Source organism: Pseudomonas sp. LBUM1653 (assembly GCF_059716115.1).
Genome location: NZ_CP166803.1, coordinates 2,075,667 through 2,093,175, shown reverse-complemented (window position 1 = coordinate 2,093,175; position 17,509 = coordinate 2,075,667). Strand labels below are relative to the sequence as shown.

11 protein-coding genes and 2 pseudogenes are annotated in these 17,509 nt (G+C 59.9%); 6 read left to right on the top strand and 7 right to left on the bottom strand.

Features of this window, described 5'->3' with window-relative positions:
* The first annotated feature begins 127 nt into the window (after window positions 1-127).
* The 3 genes from mfd to ACA054_RS09525 are packed head-to-tail and all read left to right on the top strand — an operon-like array spanning window position 128 to window position 6,859.
* Window positions 128-3,577, top strand: coding sequence for a transcription-repair coupling factor (mfd, locus tag ACA054_RS09535; protein WP_497689156.1), 3,450 nt, complete (start codon window positions 128-130; stop codon window positions 3,575-3,577).
* A 10-nt stretch (window positions 3,578-3,587) separates the two neighbouring features.
* Complete coding sequence (locus tag ACA054_RS09530; protein ID WP_497689155.1) at window positions 3,588-4,154, top strand: CsiV family protein; 567 nt, start codon at window positions 3,588-3,590, stop codon at window positions 4,152-4,154.
* Window positions 4,155-4,165: 11 nt separating this feature from the next.
* Window positions 4,166-6,859, top strand: a complete 2,694-nt coding sequence (locus ACA054_RS09525) for an SNF2-related protein (RefSeq protein WP_497689154.1) — start codon at window positions 4,166-4,168, stop codon at window positions 6,857-6,859.
* A gap of 123 nt (window positions 6,860-6,982) precedes the next feature.
* On the opposite strand, the gene ACA054_RS09520 is transcribed toward ACA054_RS09525, so the two are convergent.
* The 4 genes and pseudogenes from ACA054_RS09520 to ACA054_RS09505 all read right to left on the bottom strand — a co-directional run bounded on the left by ACA054_RS09520 (window position 6,983) and on the right by ACA054_RS09505 (window position 12,778).
* Window positions 6,983-10,288, bottom strand: coding sequence for a DEAD/DEAH box helicase (locus ACA054_RS09520; protein WP_497689153.1), 3,306 nt, complete (start codon window positions 10,286-10,288; stop codon window positions 6,983-6,985).
* 54 nt (window positions 10,289-10,342) lie between these two features.
* Window positions 10,343-10,878, bottom strand: a pseudogene (locus ACA054_RS09515) (phosphorylase family protein); the annotation flags it as partial.
* Between the two features lie 23 nt (window positions 10,879-10,901).
* A complete protein-coding gene (gene nagZ, locus ACA054_RS09510; protein ID WP_497689152.1) occupies window positions 10,902-11,912 on the bottom strand; it encodes a beta-N-acetylhexosaminidase in 1,011 nt (336 codons plus the stop codon).
* Between the two features lie 158 nt (window positions 11,913-12,070).
* Entirely contained in the window at window positions 12,071-12,778 is a 708-nt protein-coding gene (locus tag ACA054_RS09505; RefSeq protein WP_497689151.1) for a TetR/AcrR family transcriptional regulator, read from the bottom strand.
* Between the two features lie 229 nt (window positions 12,779-13,007).
* On the opposite strand from ACA054_RS09505, the gene lexA reads away from it, so the two are divergent.
* Together lexA and sulA are read left to right on the top strand one after the other, a co-directional pair.
* Window positions 13,008-13,616, top strand: coding sequence for a transcriptional repressor LexA (gene lexA / locus ACA054_RS09500; RefSeq protein ID WP_497689150.1), 609 nt, complete (start codon window positions 13,008-13,010; stop codon window positions 13,614-13,616).
* An 11-nt stretch (window positions 13,617-13,627) separates the two neighbouring features.
* A complete protein-coding gene (gene sulA / locus ACA054_RS09495; protein WP_497689149.1) occupies window positions 13,628-14,104 on the top strand; it encodes an SOS-induced cell division inhibitor SulA in 477 nt (158 codons plus the stop codon).
* Window positions 14,105-14,206: 102 nt separating this feature from the next.
* On the opposite strand, the gene ACA054_RS09490 is transcribed toward sulA, so the two are convergent.
* The 3 genes and pseudogenes from ACA054_RS09490 to ACA054_RS09480 all read right to left on the bottom strand — a co-directional run.
* On the bottom strand, window positions 14,207-14,440 hold the full coding sequence (locus ACA054_RS09490) for a hypothetical protein (protein WP_497690263.1): 234 nt from the start codon (window positions 14,438-14,440) through the stop codon (window positions 14,207-14,209).
* A gap of 143 nt (window positions 14,441-14,583) precedes the next feature.
* Window positions 14,584-15,108: a DUF6586 family protein gene (locus tag ACA054_RS09485; protein WP_180204994.1), complete on the bottom strand. Its 525-nt coding sequence runs from the start codon at window positions 15,106-15,108 to the stop codon at window positions 14,584-14,586.
* Window positions 15,109-15,978: 870 nt separating this feature from the next.
* Window positions 15,979-16,065, bottom strand: a pseudogene (locus ACA054_RS09480) (outer membrane lipoprotein carrier protein LolA); the annotation flags it as partial.
* A gap of 277 nt (window positions 16,066-16,342) precedes the next feature.
* Here ACA054_RS09480 and ACA054_RS09475 point away from each other — a divergent pair.
* On the top strand, window positions 16,343-17,338 hold the full coding sequence (locus ACA054_RS09475) for an IS110 family RNA-guided transposase (RefSeq protein ID WP_497685826.1): 996 nt from the start codon (window positions 16,343-16,345) through the stop codon (window positions 17,336-17,338).
* Window positions 17,339-17,509: the final 171 nt, after the last annotated feature.

Sequence of the window (17,509 nt, the reverse complement as noted above, 5' to 3'; positions counted from 1 at the left end):
AGCGCGATTTTGTCTTTACCACTACATTTCGCCTTACCCGCGCAATAGACACATCTGCGACTGACAGCCGGCACCCGAGGCCGCTACAATTACCGACTTTGTCGCAACGCTTGGAGCTCAACCTTCCGTGCCCGTTCTGCGTCTACCGCTTCTCCCTGCCGCGGCAGGTAAACAGCACTGGGGCAACCTGCCCGGTGCCGCCCTGAGCCTGGCCATCGCCGAGGCCGCCAGCGCTGCCAAGCGCTTTACCCTGCTGCTCACAGCCGACAGCCAAAGTGCCGAACGACTGGAACAGGAGCTGAGTTTCTTCGCCCCGGATTTGCCTGTGCTGCATTTCCCTGACTGGGAAACCCTGCCCTACGACCTGTTCTCGCCGCACCAGGACATCATTTCCCAGCGCATCGCCAGCCTGTACCGGCTGCCCGAACTGTCGCACGGCGTGCTGGTGGTGCCGATCACCACCGCCCTGCACCGCCTGGCGCCGACCAAATTCCTGCTCGGCAGCAGCCTGGTGCTGGATGTCGGCCAGAAGCTCGACGTCGAGCAAATGCGCACCCGCCTGGAAGCCACCGGCTATCGCTACGTCGATACCGTGTACGAGCATGGCGAATTCACCGTGCGCGGATCCTTGATCGATCTGTTCCCGATGGGCAGCAAGTTGCCTTACCGGATCGACCTGTTCGACGACGAAATCGAAACCCTGCGCACCTTCGACCCGGAAAACCAGCGCTCCATCGACAAGGTCGACTCGGTCAAGCTGCTGCCGGCCAAGGAATTCCCGCTGGAGAAGGAAGCGGTCACCCGCTTCAAGGCGCGTTTTCGCGAACGCTTCGATGTCGACTTCCGTCGCTGCCCGATCTTCCAGGACTTGAACAGCGGGATCACCCCGGCCGGTATCGAGTACTACCTGCCGCTGTTCTTCGAAGAAACTTCGACACTGTTCGATTACCTGCCCCAGGACACGCAAGTGTTCTCCCTGCCAGGCATCGAACAGGCCGCGGAAAACTTCTGGAACGATGTGCGCAATCGCTATGAAGAGCGGCGTGTCGATCCTTCGCGTCCTTTATTGCCGCCCGCCGAACTGTTCCTGCCGGTGGAAGACTGCTTCGCGCGCCTGAAAAACTGGCCGCGGGTGGTGGCGAGTCAACAGGACGTGGAAACCGGCGCCGGCCGCGAACGCTTCCCTGCCCGGGAACTGCCGGACCTGGCCATCGAAGCCAAGGCCACCCAGCCATTGGCGGCACTGGCCGGTTTCCTTGACCAGTTCCCAGGCCGCGTCCTGTTTACTGCCGAGTCCGCGGGCCGTCGCGAAGTGCTGCTCGAACTGCTCGAACGCCTGAAGCTTCGACCGAAGACCGTCGACAGCTGGCCAGACTTCGTTGCTGGCAAAGAACGCCTGGCGATTACCATCGCGCCGCTGGACGAAGGCCTGCTGCTGGACGATCCAGCCCTGGCGCTGGTCGCCGAAAGCCCTTTGTTCGGCCAGCGCGTGATGCAGCGCCGGCGCCGCGAGAAACGCGCCGACGCCAACAACGACGCGGTCATCAAGAACCTCACCGAGCTGCGCGAAGGCGCGCCGGTGGTGCACATCGATCACGGTGTCGGCCGTTACCTGGGCCTCGCCACCCTGGAAATCGACAACCAGACCGCCGAATTCCTTGCCCTGGAATACGCCGAGGGCGCCAAGCTGTACGTGCCGGTGGCCAACCTGCACCTGATCGCCCGCTACACCGGCAGCGACGACGCCCTCGCCCCGCTGCATCGCCTGGGCTCCGAGACCTGGCAAAAAGCCAAGCGCAAGGCCGCCGAACAGGTGCGCGACGTCGCGGCTGAATTGCTCGACATCTATGCGCGCCGCGCCGCTCGTGAAGGCTATGCCTTCGCCGACCCGAAAGCCGATTACACCACCTTCAGCGCCGGTTTCCCGTTCGAAGAAACGCCAGACCAGCAAACCACCATCGAAGCGGTGCGCGAAGACATGCTCGCGCCAAAACCGATGGATCGCCTGGTGTGCGGCGACGTCGGCTTCGGCAAGACCGAAGTGGCCATGCGTGCGGCGTTCATTGCGGTGCACGGCGGGCGCCAGGTGGCGATCCTGGTACCGACCACCCTGCTCGCCCAGCAGCACTACAACAGCTTCCGCGACCGCTTCGCCGACTGGCCGGTAAGCGTGGAAGTGATGAGCCGCTTCAAGTCGACCAAGGAAGTGAACGCGGCGGTCGCGGACCTGGCCGAAGGCAAGATCGACATCGTCATCGGCACGCACAAGCTGCTGTCCGACGATGTGAAAATCAAAAACCTGGGACTGGTAATCATCGACGAAGAACACCGCTTCGGTGTCCGTCAGAAAGAACAGCTCAAGGCGCTGCGCAGCGAAGTCGACATCCTCACCCTGACCGCCACGCCAATTCCGCGCACGCTGAACATGGCCGTATCGGGCATGCGCGACCTGTCGATCATCGCCACGCCGCCGGCCCGGCGCCTGTCGGTGCGTACTTTCGTCATGGAGCAGAACAAGAGCACGGTCAAAGAGGCCCTGCTGCGCGAGCTGCTGCGTGGCGGCCAGGTCTATTACCTGCACAACGACGTCAAGACTATCGAGAAATGCGCCGCCGACCTTGCCGAACTGGTGCCGGAAGCGCGGATCGGCATCGGCCACGGGCAGATGCGCGAACGCGATCTCGAACAGGTGATGAGCGACTTCTACCACAAGCGCTTCAACGTGCTGATCGCCTCGACCATCATCGAGACCGGCATCGACGTGCCGAGCGCCAACACCATCATCATCGAGCGCGCCGACAAGTTCGGACTGGCACAATTGCATCAGCTGCGTGGTCGCGTCGGTCGCAGTCACCACCAGGCCTACGCCTACCTGCTGACGCCGCCGCGCCAGCAGATCACCGCGGACGCGGAAAAGCGCCTGGAAGCGATCGCCAACACCCAGGACCTCGGCGCGGGCTTCGTGCTCGCCACCAACGACCTGGAAATCCGCGGCGCCGGCGAATTGCTCGGCGACGGTCAGAGCGGGCAGATCCAGGCGGTCGGCTTCACGCTGTACATGGAAATGCTCGAGCGCGCGGTGAAGTCGATCCGCAAGGGCGAACAACCCAACCTCGACCAGCCTTTGGGCGGCGGTCCGGAAGTCAACTTGCGCGTACCGGCGTTGATTCCCGAGGACTACCTGCCGGATGTCCATGCCCGACTGATTCTCTACAAGCGCATCGCCTCGGCAACCGACGAGGACGGCCTCAAGGATCTGCAGGTAGAGATGATCGACCGTTTCGGCCTGTTGCCCGAGCCGACCAAGAACCTGATACGCATCACCGCCCTGAAACTGCAGGCCGAGCTGCTGGGCATCAAGAAAGTCGACGGCGGCCCGCAGGGTGGTCGAATCGAGTTTGCGACACAAACCCCGGTCGATCCGCTGACCCTGATCAAATTGATCCAGAGCCAGCCCAAACGCTACAAATTCGAAGGGGCCACGATGTTTAAATTCCAGGTCCCGATGGAGCGCCCGGAAGAACGCTTTAATACTGTAGAGGCGCTGTTTGAGCGTCTCATCCCGAAAACTGCTTGAAGGACGCCGCATGCGCCTGTTTCGCTCACTGACCTTGTTGATAACCCTGGTCGCCCCTTCGGTCTTTGCCGATGATCTGTATCAGATTGAAATGATTCTGGTGCGGCAGAATGCCGTGCCGGCGATTGTCAGCCGTGCCGCGCCGGAAGACTGGGCCGCGGGCGCGCAAGCCGTCAGCCCTGACAGCCTGCGCACGCCAAGCCTCAATGGCGAAGTGGAAAAACTGACCGCCAGCAATGAATACAGCGTGCTGCTGCACAAGGCCTGGCAGCAGACGCTCGGCGAGACACCGGTGAAGGTGGCGGTCAGCGACGGCAAGGAACAGTTCGGCCAGTACCCGATTGAAGGCACCCTGAACCTGACGCTCGGACGCTTCACCGATGTAGACGCCGATTTCTGGGTCAACCAGTTCAACGACGAAGGCCTGGTCACCGCCAGCGAACGCCTGAAACAGGAAAGCCACACCAAGAACGGCCAGCTGAACTTCCTCGACAACGGCCACCTGGGCCTGCTGATCAAGATCACCTCATTGACGGCGCCCGCTCCCCGGGAAGCCCCTGAAGTCGTCCCGGACTGATTGAAGCCCCCATGTCCGCGACCCTGAGCAAACCCCTGGCACCTTCCTGGGTCAGCCGATTCAAGGAACAGAGCCTGGAGCGCGGTCGCCGCTATGCACTGGAGAATCGCGTCAGGATCGTCGAGGTCGGCGACGCGACGATCACCGCGGCGTGCGAAGGCTCTGGCGGTAACGTTTACCGTCAGACCATTCGCCTGCGCGAGTCGGCCAAAGGCACCTTGCTGATGGTCGATGCCATCTGCTCCTGCCCGGTGCACAGCAACTGCAAACATTGCGCGGCGGTGCTCCTGCAAATCCAGGAAACCCTCGACTACCCCGCCGCCTCCAAAGACGCCGAACTCCTGGAAAAACTCCAGGCGGTGCTGGAAAACCGCAGCCCGAAGGCGCCACCGCAGGTAATGGTGGACAACGTGCAACCGGTACCGCGCCTGTGGCTGGCGAGCATCGAGTTCAGCGCCTTCGAACCGCGCAACGGGCGGATGCAGCGTTACATCCAGCATCGCGCGGCGCTGTCTTTCAGCTATCTGGATGAATACGTTTCAGGCCAGAAGAATTCCGACATCCTGATTCGCCAGGAGACCCAGACGCTACGGATAAAACGCCACCCGGACGTCGAACAGTCCTACCGGGAACAGCTGCGAATCCTCGGCTTCAAGATCGCCACCCGCCAAAGCAAGGCCCTGCCGGAAAGCGCAGGCGAACTGTTTGAGATGGTCAATGACAGCGCCTGGCTGACCTTCACCCTCAATGAACTGCCGAAGTTGCGCACTCAGGGCTGGGAGCTGCAGATCAACGAGGACTTCGGCTTCGACCTGACCGCCGTGGACGACTGGTACGCCACGGTCGAACAGGTGCCGGAGCGCGACTGGTTCGACCTGGAGCTGGGGATCATCGTCAATGGCGAGCGGCTGAGCCTGTTGCCGATCCTGTTGAACCTGATGCGCTCCCACACCGAACTGCTCAACCCGGAACGCCTCGCCCGCCGGCGTGACGACGAACTGATCCTGGTCAACATTCCCAACCGGCCGAACGCCGAGCACGGCCCCTTGCAAGTCGCCCTGCCCTTCGGCCGCCTGAAACCGGTACTGGCGACGCTTGGCGAGTTCTATCTTCAAGAACCCGGTGAAACCACATTACGCTTGAGCAAGGCCGATGCCACGCGCCTCAACTCGCTGGAAGACCTGCCGCTGCTCTGGGAAGGTGGCGAGCAGATCCGCAGCTTTGCCCAACGCCTGCGCGACATCAAGGACTACACCGCCACGGCACCGGACGGCTTGAACGCGACACTGCGCCCGTATCAGCTCGAAGGCCTGAGCTGGATGCAGTCGTTGCGCCAACTGGAAGTCGGCGGCATCCTCGCGGACGACATGGGCCTGGGCAAAACCTTACAGACACTGGCGCATGTTCTTACCGAAAAAAACGCCGGTCGCCTCGATCGCCCCTGCATGGTGGTAATGCCCACCAGCCTGATTCCCAACTGGCTCGACGAAGCGGCGCATTTCACCCCGCAACTCAAAGTGCTGGCGCTGTACGGCGCCAGTCGCAAAAAGCATTTCGACAACCTGGCTGATTACGACCTGATCCTGACCACCTATGCGTTGCTGCCCAAGGATGTCGAACGCCTGGCGGCGCAGCCCCTACATGTGCTGGTGCTGGATGAAGCGCAATACATCAAGAACCCCAACAGCAAGGCCGCCCAGGCAGCCCGCGAGCTCAATGCCCGTCAGCGCCTGTGCCTGAGCGGCACGCCGCTGGAAAACCACTTGGGCGAACTGTGGTCGCTGTTTCACTTCCTGCTGCCGGGTTGGCTTGGCGACGTCAAAAGCTTCAACAGTGATTACCGGGTGCCCATCGAAAAGCGCGCGAGCGAAGTCAGGCTGCAACACCTCAACAGTCGGATCAAACCCTTCCTGCTGCGTCGCACCAAGGAACAGGTGGCCACCGAATTGCCGCCGAAAACCGAGATCATCCATTGGGTCGAGCTCAACGAAACCCAGCGCGACCTGTACGAAACCATGCGCCTGGCCATGGACAAGAAAGTCCGCGACGAAATCACCCGCAAAGGCGTGGCGCGCAGCCAGATCATCATCCTCGAGGCGCTGCTCAAGCTGCGCCAGGTGTGTTGCGATCTGCGCCTGGTCAATGACGCAACCCTTCCGGCGCGGGGCAGCACCTCGGGCAAGCTCGACAGCCTGATGGAAATGCTCGAAGAGCTGTTCGAGGAAGGCCGCAAGATTTTGCTGTTCTCGCAATTCACTTCAATGCTGGCATTGATCGAAGAAGAGCTGAAAAAGCGCGGCGTGGCCTACGCGCTGCTGACCGGACAAACCCGCGACCGTCGTACACCGGTGAAGGAATTCCAGAGCGGCAAGCGCCAGATCTTTCTCATCAGCCTGAAGGCGGGTGGCGTTGGCCTGAACCTGACGGAAGCGGACACCGTGATTCATTACGACCCATGGTGGAACCCGGCAACGGAAAACCAGGCCACCGACCGCGCCTATCGCATCGGCCAGGAGAAGCCGGTGTTCGTCTACAAGCTGATCGCCCGCGGCACGGTGGAAGAGAAGATCCAGCATCTGCAGAAGGAAAAATCCGACCTGGCGGCGGGCGTGCTGGATGGGCGTCAGGCTGGGGACTGGAAGTTGCAGAGCGATGATATCGAGGCGTTGTTTGCGCCATTGCCGGATAAGCTGGAGAAGCGTTGAGATCTGCGGCGCCCAGTAGATTGCTTTCGCGAGCAGGCTCGCTCCCACTGGATTATCACTGAACCTGTGGGAGCGAGCCTGCTCGCGAAGGTGTCAACTCAGATCAACTGATGTCACACCTGATCAGGACCTGACAACAGGCAACGGCGCGAACAGCGCCTCGATATCGCTCTGTTCAAGCTTCAACCCACCAGTCGTCCCCCCTTCAAGAATTGCCCCGGCCAGTGCCGCCTTTTCTTGCTGCAGCGCCTGTATTTTTTCTTCCACCGTACCGCGTGCGATCAACTTGTAGACAAACACCGGCTTATCCTGACCAATCCTGTAGGCTCGGTCCGTGGCCTGGTTTTCAACCGCCGGATTCCACCATGGATCGAAATGAATCACGGTATCCGCTGCGGTCAGATTGAGCCCCGTGCCACCGGCTTTCAGGCTTATCAGGAACAATGGGACCTTGCCGCCCTGAAAGTCCTCGACTGGCGTACGCCGATCCGTGGTTTCGCCGGTCAAAAGCGAATAGCCGATACCGCGCTGCTGCAATTCTTCCTCGATCAACGCCAGCATCGAAGTGAACTGCGAGAACATTAATATCTTGCGACCTTCACTGAGCAGCTCTTCGAGCATTTCCATCAAGCTGATCAGCTTGCCGCTGCCGGCACGCAGTGCTTTTGCCGTGAGCGGCATTTTGATCAAGCGCAAATCGCAGCACACCTGACGCAACTTCAGCAAAGCGTCGAGGATAATGATCTGGCTACGCGCCACACCGCTACGGGCAATCTCGTCACGCACCTTCTTGTTCATCGCCACACGCACGGTTTCATACACATCGCGCTGCCCGTCACTGAGTTCAACCCAATGCACAATCTCCGATTTTGGCGGCAACTCGGTGGCGACGTGCTCTTTCTTGCGCCGTAGCAGAAAGGGCTTTATCCGGGCGGTCAGGTGCTGCATCCGTTGGCTATCGCCATGTTTCTCGATCGGGGTACGGTAGTCGCGATTGAACGTTTTGCTGTCACCCAGCCATCCGGGTAACAGGAAGTGAAACAGTGACCACAACTCGCCGAGATGATTTTCCAGGGGCGTGCCGGACAGGCACAAACGCTGTCGGGCCTGCAGGTCCCGGGCAGCTTGAGCGGCCTTGCTGATCGGATTCTTGATGTTCTGCGCCTCATCGAGAATCAGCACGCTCCAGACCTGTGGTTGCAAAACCTCAAGATCACGAGGCAGCAATGCGTACGTTGTCAGCACAAGATCGTATTCGGCAAGGCTGACGAAGTCCTTTTGACGAGTGGCGCCATGCAGCGCGAGGACTTTCAATTGCGGCGTGAAGCGAGCCGCCTCATCGAGCCAATTGGGAATCAGGCTGGTTGGCATCACCGCCAGAGCAGGCACATCCAGTCGTCCCGCCTGCTTTTCCAATAACAGATGGGCCAAAGTTTGCAGCGTCTTGCCCAAACCCATGTCGTCGCCGAGGATACCGCCGACCTCCAGCTCACGAAGGGTTTGCATCCAGTTCAGACCTTCAAGCTGATAAGGACGCAAAGTAGCGTTGAGACCCTCGGGAGCAGCAACGTTCTGATGAGTCGATTCACGCAAACGCTTGGCGAAACCGCGCAAACGCTCGCCGCCCTGCCAGACCAACGGCAGACCATCCAATTCACTCAATCGCGCTGCGTCCGGGCCGTTCAAACGCAGGGCGCCGCCGGTGCCCTGGCCCAAATACAACTCGCCAAGGGTCGCCATCAACGGTTTGATCCGCCCAAGGGACAGGGCGACTCTCAGGCCTGGTTTGGCAGCCCATCGGCCGGCGCTGAGATCGACCATCACCTGCTCATCATCGTCGCGCGAGGCCAGCTCCGCCGGGCTTAACAATTGCGGCTGTCTTTGCAACAACTGCAGCAGAATCGGCAGCAAACTGTGGCGCTCGCCATTGACCACGATGCCTAACTGCAGGTCGAACCACTCACGCCCTGGAGACTCTTCGACATCAGCGAACCATTGTTCTACGGGCTGCAGATTGAAATCAAAGCGGTCATGGATATCGATCCGCCAGTTGGCCTCTCTGAGGACCAATACTCCGGCCTGCATAAAAGCCATCCATGTCGAGTCATCGGGTAACTCGAACATTTCACCTGCGCTATCGGGTAGCGCATCACTCTTGCGCGTGGCTTTCTTGAAGCCTTGTTTTTGCAAGGCCTGACGCAGGCGCTTTTCGGCGGCGGTATTGCGTTGGATGCGCTGGGTTTCAGTACCTGACAGAACCAGTACTTCCGAAGATTTCCTGTCCGCCGCCATGTGGCCGTCGTAGGTAAACGCCAGCGCTGCGCGATGCTCCGTTTCATTTCTCCACTGCCAGTAACGGTTGGTGCTGGCAAGTGTCAGGACCGCTTGGGGTTCGATGTCATCGACTATTCGTTCGGTCAATGCATGGGGTGGAGGCACCACGCGAGTCACCGCACTCATGCGATGGCTGAACTGCGTCGCCTGGCGTGCCGGAACGGCAGGCGCCAATGACAGGTGGCAGGCCAGTTTATCATCGAGCTCACTTTGCAGCAGCCCAACCTCCAGCCGTTCGCGGTCCAGGTAGTACAAGGGCTCCAGTGCCAGAATCGTTTCTTCTGGCGCTTGGTCGGTACGCCATTGAGGCCGAAAACTGCCGTTGGCTTGCTCGGCCCAGGCAAACCGCCCTGACCTGTTCGCTCCGGGCACAAGGGCCTGCAATTGCTCGAAGTCGAGAAACAGCCTTGAAGTTTTCAATACCAATTGCAGGACTTCGGCGCCACTGCTGCCTTGCAACGGGTAACTGCTGTAAAACGAGTGACGGGAGTGAATGGCGACCAGCAATCTGGCGATGCGCAAGTCGAGCTCGGACAAATACCCTGGCTCTCGCATCAATGCTTCGGACAGTGAGTACACTGGCTTGATGTCCTGCAAACGGCCATCCTTGAGCTGACGAGCCTTGTAAATGTCCAGCATCCACTTGCCAGCAGTCGAGGTTGCTTCAAGTTTATAGACCCAGCACGTACCGGCGCCTTGAACAGCTCCATCGACACGCGGGAGCCCCTGAGGAACATCATTGAGCCAGCGCTCCAGATCACGATTGAGCTGTGTCAGGGCCTCACTTTTAAACGAGTCCGCTGGAAGCTCTTCCAAGCTAAAAAGGACGGTTGCACAGTGCTTGCAATCGATTGAAACGGGGCATGAACAAATGCAATCCAGCTCGAAATCGCCGTCTGAGTCTTCGATGAGTACGATGCACTGCTCATAGACATTTCCTTCGGAGCCTTTGCAGCTCGCAGTAATAGTGTTGTCGCTCAGGTCGTGAATCTGCACTCGATTCTGATTGGCGTATTTACGCGCCTTTTCCAGAGCGCGATGACTGAAAGCCTCCGACCAAGGCAGCCCCTGAAGTTGCTCAATGATTGTCAGCATGAAATCAACGCTTCTCGAAATGATTGAAGTTTACCGGTCTCAAGGCTCAGCCCTGAGCACCAGCGCCAGACAGGCGTAATCCAGTTCCAGCTCGCGGGCCAGGGCCGCTTCCGGCATCCCGGTCATGCCGACGATGTCGCACCCTTGCGCCGTTGCCGGATAAGCTGGAGAAGTAGCGAGATCGGACACCAACTGTAGGAGCCGGCTTGCTGGCGATAGCGGCCTGTCAGGCGACATCTATATCGATTGACGCGCCGCCATCGCCAGCAAGCCGGCTCCTACAGAGGCACGCAGAAATGCCCGGTGCCCATCGCCCCGTTAATCGCGCCCACCGCGTTGACCGCGAGAATCGCTTCGGCACCGGCTTGCTTCAGCGCCCAGAGATTGGCGCGATAATTCACCCGATGCGGGGCAAAACGGTGCGGGTGACCATGACGGGCGAGAAACAGCACTTCGCTGCCGGCGTACTCGCCGATCTGCACCTCGGCGGACGGCGCGCCGTAGGGGGTGTCCAGCGCCAATGACTGACGAATCTCCAGGCCTTCCAGCCGAGTCAGGCCGGTACGACCAATAATCGCGTAAACCGTCATGGCGCTGCCCTCAATCGAAGCCGTCAATCGATCAATTGTGCATCCCTGAGCGCGCCCACGGCTGCCAGCCAGCGCGGATCCTGGCGGTATTCGGTATTTGCATGTGCCTGACCGCGCATTCGCGCAATGCGCGCCGACGGCTTGACCTTCAAACGCTGAGCGGCGCTCAGGGCCAGCTCGGCAGCCGCACGGTCGTTGCACACCAGGCCCATGTCGCAACCGGCGGTCAACGCCGCTTCAATACGACTGGCGGCATCGCCCACCACATGGGCACCGGCCATGGACAGGTCGTCGCTGAAAATCACGCCGTCGAATTGCAGCTCGCCACGCAGGATGTCCTGCAGCCAGCGCCGGGAGAAGCCCGCTGGCTGAGCATCGACCTGTGGATAAATAACGTGGGCGGGCATGACGGCGGCCAGCTGCTGGCTCAACGCGGCGAATGGCACCAGGTCATGGGCGCGGATCTGCTCGAGGCTGCGCTCGTCATTGGGGATCGCGACGTGGGAATCGGCCTCGGCCCAGCCGTGGCCGGGAAAATGCTTGCCGGTGGCGGCCATGCCCGCGCTGTTCATGCCGCGAATGAACGCACCAGCCAGCAGCGCGGCACGCTGCGGATCCGCTTCGAACGAACGGGTCCCGACCACAGCGCTGCGCTGGTGATCGAGATCGAGCACCGGGGCAAAACTCAGGTCCAGGCCAACGGCCAGCACCTCGGTGGCCATGATCCAGCCGCACTGCTCAGCCAGGTATTCGGCATTCGGGTTGTCGGCGATGGCGCGCATCGCCGGCAGTCGCACGAACCCCTGGCGCAGGCGCTGGACCCGCCCGCCCTCCTGGTCCACAGCCAGCAGCAGGTCGGGACGAATGGCGCGGATCGCCGCGCTCAACTCGCGGACCTGGCGTGGATGTTCGATGTTGCGGGCGAAAATAATCAGGCCGCCCACTTCGGGCTGGCGCAACAATTGGCGATCTTCAGCCGTCAGCCAGGTACCGGCGACGTCCACCATCAACGAGCCTTGCAGGCCAGCAGTCATAGGAATTCCTTGATAACGATAAAACCGGTTCGCAGCGATGCGCCACCCTGGGCTGTACCCGGGAGGTCGACGATCATCAGCGGGAACGGGTTCAAAACGAGAGTCGGCATGGGCGGCTAGCTTATCGGATGTCAGCTGCCGCGCCCACCCATGAGCGGCTAAACCTTGGCGGCAACCGGTATCGATTTGCTACGAGGACGCAGCTGCGCGGTGGCCATGGCTGAGTCGGTGACACCGGATTCGGCACGCATGCCGGCCGCCAGGAACGGCACCATCAGGCGCATGACCTGTTCGATGGAGGTGTTGACCCCAAAATCGGTTTCGGCGATGGCGCGCAAGGCCTTGATACCGGACATGCTGAACGCAGCCGCACCCAGCATGAAGTGCACGCGCCAGAACAGCTCGATCGGCGGGATGCGCGGGGCAGCCTCGTTGACCAGCATCATGTAGCGGCGAAACACCTTGCCGTACATGTCTTCCAGATAACGGCGCAAATGCCCCTGGCTCTGGCTGAAGGCAAGTCCCAGCAAACGCATGAAGATCGACAGGTCATTGCCGCTGCGTGGCTGCACCACCAGGGCTTGCTCGACGAGAATTTCCAGCAGTTCCTCGAGGGAAGGCTTGTTTTCAGGCTTGGCCTGGCGCCGCTCCAGCTCTTTATCGAGGCTGATGCAGAAAGGCCCCAGGAAGCGCGAGAAGACGGCCTGGATCAGCGCCTTCTTCGAACCGAAGTGATAGTTCACCGCTGCGAGATTGACACCCGCCTTGCTGGTGATCAAACGCAACGAGGTTTCGGCGAAACCTTTTTCCGCGAACAACTGCTCGGCAGCATCGAGAATGCGTTCAACGGTTTCCGACTGGGCCATGACTACTCCGCCTGACAAACACTTGTTTGAAACATACGTTTCAGCCCGTGCGTTGTCAAGTCTGGCAGTTGGTTTCGGGAATGGTCGGTCAGCCATTTAACCACACATCCGCAAAGCTTCCATCAGCAGGCTGCGCGACCGTCTGGCGGGCTGCAAAAAAACGGGCATTGCCAAGACCGTTCCACTGTATATAATCCCAGTCACTGTATAAAAAGACAGAGCGATCAATATGCTAAAGCTGACGCCACGCCAAGCCGAGATTCTGGCCTTCATCAAACGCTGCCTGGAAGACAACGGCTACCCGCCGACCCGCGCGGAAATCGCTCAGGAACTGGGTTTCAAATCGCCCAATGCGGCGGAAGAACACCTCAAGGCGCTGGCCCGCAAGGGCGCGATCGAGATGACGCCGGGTGCTTCGCGCGGCATTCGCATTCCCGGCTTCGAGGCCAAGGCTGACGACTACAGCCTGCCGATCATTGGCCGGGTTGCAGCCGGCGCGCCGATCCTCGCCCAGCAACACGTTGAAGAATCCTGCAACATCAATCCTGCGTTCTTCCACCCCCGCGCCGATTATCTGCTGCGGGTGCACGGCATGAGCATGAAGGATGTGGGTATTTTCGATGGCGACCTGCTGGCCGTCCACACCACCCGCGAAGCCCGCAACGGCCAGATCGTGGTGGCGCGGATCGGCGACGAAGTCACCGTCAAGCGCTTCAAGCGCGACGGCAGCAAAGTCTGGCTGCTGGCCGAAAACCCCGAGTTTGCCCCTATCGAAGTGAACCTTAAAGATCAGGAACTGGTGATCGAAGGCTTGAGCGTCGGCGTCATTCGCCGCTAAAAGGAGGCTTTATGCAGTTCCCACATTCACCACAGCAAGCCCAACTGCCGCTACTGTTCGAAGCGTTCATGGCACAGCCATTGGCGCCGATCCTGAAGGAAGTGGTCGAGTCGCCCTGGAGCGCCGAGCCCGAGGTCTTCAGTGAACTGTCTCTGCGTGGTGCGGCCGGGAACTGCCTGAACCTTCTGGCGCCGATCCTGCGGGAGCTCAGCCAGGACCAGGATGCACGCTGGCTGACCCTGATCGCCCCGCCCGCCAGCCTGACCCAGGCCTGGCTGCGGGACGCCGGCCTCAATCGCGAACGCATCCTGCTGCTGCAACCACGCGGCGCCCAAAGCGCCCAGCAACTGACTTGCGAGGCCCTTCGCCTTGGCCGCAGCCACACGGTGGTCAGCTGGCTCAACCCGATGAGCACAAGCTCACGGCAACAGCTGATCAGCGCCGCCCGCATCGGGGACGCTCAAAGCCTGAATATTCGACTGGGTTAACGGCGCACGCTGAGCGCGTGGGCTTCTGCTAGGACAGAGAAGCCTATTGGAGGCAGCGCCGGTAAAATTTGAAGGCAGTGCCGACAAAACCGACGGGCGGGGTCAATGAAGGACCCGCGTCCCCTCTTCTTTTTCGAATTCGCCTTCAACCATGCGCCCCGCCATCTGCACGCCGACGCTCAACATCGCCTTGGCGACTTCTACGTGCTGGCCTTGCAGGAACGCTTTGGCGTCCTCGGAGAAATCCAAAGTAACCAGAGAACCCTCGTCCTCAGCCCTGCGCAGCTCGATTCGGCCGTCTGGTAACTCGACAATTTCTAGAAAGGACGTTGGCATAAAGGTCTGTTCTCCACGAAAGGCGGGCATTATATAGGCATCGGTCAGGCTTCGCTCGGGATCTTGACCAGATGCCATCGCGAAAAACGGCTCAGCCGTCGAGCAAACAACCCCAAAGGTCGTTCGCTGTACTGCTCAATCCCTCAGCACTCGTTCAAGCCTTCGCGAAAACGAATGGCCAGACTTTTCAGGTTTTGCCGCCAGCTCTCCAGCTCCTCGCGACCCAGCTCCTGAGGCGCCTCTTCTTCATCGAGGTTGACCGCCAGGATCAACGGCTGCGTCACATCACCTTTAGGCTTGTGCGGCGCTCGTGGCGGCTGAAACAACGCGGCATGGGCAGCCAACAACTTGGCCAGCCAGGTTTCCGGATTGTTGGCCAGCTCGACCATCTCGGCCATTTCCGGAATAGCGATGCTTTCCAGCACTTCGCGAGTCAGTAACGATTCGGCCCGGGAGGCATTGGCTTGAGGCAAACGATAGAAGCCGGCAATCTCGTGACACAGCCCCAGCAAGGCACCGTACAGGTGAAACAACGCCGATTCTCGCCCCGCCTGAATCAGCGCCAGGGAATTCATCGCCCGCCCCTCTTCGGCTTTGGCGAGAGCTTCCAGCGACAGGCCGGCGAAATAAATCTTCTGGTTGGTACGGGTATAGAGTTCGTGGGCCATGACGGCAGCCTCCACAACGAAATAATTGCTTCACGCAGGTCAGACAGTGTCGTGGATCAACTCCTTCTCCCGCAAGCATTGTCTGATCCTGAATTACACACCCACTCAATAAATCGCCACCACCCTTGTGAACGAAACCGCTCCTTGGAGAAAAAGCGCACGACTCCCGATCAGGCCGGCTGTGACTACCTCCATCGGCGCCTCTACCAACGTTGATCCATGCCGCGTCAAAGCCTGTGGGAGATTGTTGTCTGTGTTCATATCCATTGCTGCGGTAACGGCCACTTAGGGTTTCGCCCTTACGGCGAGTCCCTTTTTCAAACGCCAAAAAGGAACCAAAAGGCTTTGCCCCACCACTTGGTGCCTCGCTTAGGCTCGGCATGCCCTCACTCCGGCATTGCTCCGTGGGTCGCCGCGATGGGCCATCCATGGCCCAGCGCGGCTAAACCGGCGTCCTGCCGGTTTACCCACTGCGCAATGCCTGCGTTCGGCCATCGTGGTTTAACGGGGCGCCCAAAATCTAAAGCCAAAGCGAGGCGGCCTGACAGCCGACCTGACTTTTACGGCTGTACCTGATCCCCTGTGGGAGCGAGCCTGCTCGCGAAAAACGCCCAGACAACGCGATCATCCAGACAGGGCGCGTAATCGTTGACGTCCATCGCGAGCAGGCTCGCTTCCACAATGAGATCGCGGCCGGAGCAAAAATCAGGTCGGCTGTCAGGCCGCCTCGCTTTCGCGTTTGATCTTGCTCTGGCTTTTGATTTTCTTGCCCCCTCGAGAGGCCGAGTGGAGGTTCTGCGCAGTGGGCAAACCGGCATGGATGCCGGTTTAGCCGCCGCCGGGCCAAGAATGGCCCATCGCGGCGGGCCCTGTAGGAGCGAGCATGCTCGCGAAAAACCTGAGAGCACCACGGGGTGTCAGGCTCCCCGCGTCATCGTTGACCTCCATCGCGAGCATGCTCGCTCCTTGTATGTTGTCCCTGTACCCAGCGAGAGAGGTTAAGCTCGGCAGCGTACACACAAGTAAGTGCGTTTCTGGGGGAGGCCGATCGCTCCTGAAGGCAGGATTTGCTCCTGACCTTGTCTGTAGAGAGGCCCCCCCGCCTCATTGCCCACCACGAAGAGTATCGAGAAGCCGACAAGTCGGACTTCGCATTACAAGGTTGCAGTGGCATGAAGTTCGAGGTCGGGGGAACCAGGTGCAATCTTACCTAAAGCCAAGGAAGTGAAAAGCAATGAATGCGCATGTCGGCATAGATATCAGTGCTCGCAGTTCAGCCATGGGATGGCGGCAGAACGGCAAAGCAGCAGGCAATGGAGACATTCAGCACACACCCAAAGGTCGCAAGGCCGCTGTGGAAAAGCTGCTACGTCTCAAGCCGCTAAGCGTTGTCATGGAGGCCACCGGTATTTACTACCTGGATCTTGCGATGGAGTTGCACGCCGCCGGCTTGCCGGTCTCGGTGATCAATCCCAAAAGCTTCCACAACTTTGCCAAGCTGATGTTGCAAAACAGCAAGACTGACCAGATCGATGCCCAACTGCTGGCCGAATACGGCGAGCGTATGGGGCCTAGGCTGTGGGTCCCGCCCACTGCGGAACAGATGATGCTGCGTGCGATTGGTCGCCACATCAACCGACTGATTGGCCATCGAACACGAGCCAAAAACGAATTACACGCCCTACAAGCAACAGAAACGAGTGTGGAGCTGCTGATCGAGGATGAGAAGGAGGCGATTGCAGGACTGGACTCCCGGATTGATCGCTTGAAGAAAGCCGCACGTGAGGCCATCGCCAAATGCCCGGATCTGAGTTTGCAGTTTCGCTGCATGATGGCGGCGCCCGGCGTTGGAGAGGCCTCGGCCATCGCCGCACTGGCTGAGCTGACGACCCTTCCAGTGACGCTTAAATCGGCACAGGTAAGCCGCTATGCAGGCCTGGATGTCAGACTGACCCAGTCAGGCACCAGCGTGAACCGGCCAGGACGAATGTCCAAGTGCGGTAATGCTTACTTGCGTGCAGCGATGTTCATGCCGGCGATGACGGCAATCCGTTGTGATGAGAATGTGAAGGCCTTCTACGAGGCACTGGTAGCGCGCGGCAAGAAGAAAATGCAAGCCATCGGCGCGGTCATGCGCAAATACCTAACCGGGTTATGGGCATGCATGCGCTCCGGAGAAGAATTTAATACGGCCAAGCTTTTTAGCAAAAAACATCTCGCGAAAGCTTGACCGTGAACAGAGTATCTACAGGTCTCTTCCAAGTGACTCGCTGTAAAAGCGAAACCATAGGTGGCCGTTACTGCAGGAATGGATATGTACTCCGTCAACAAACAACAGGTCGGCTGTCAGGCCCCCTTTCGGCAAGCCGGAACCCCACAGACAGCGCAAACAAAAAAGCCG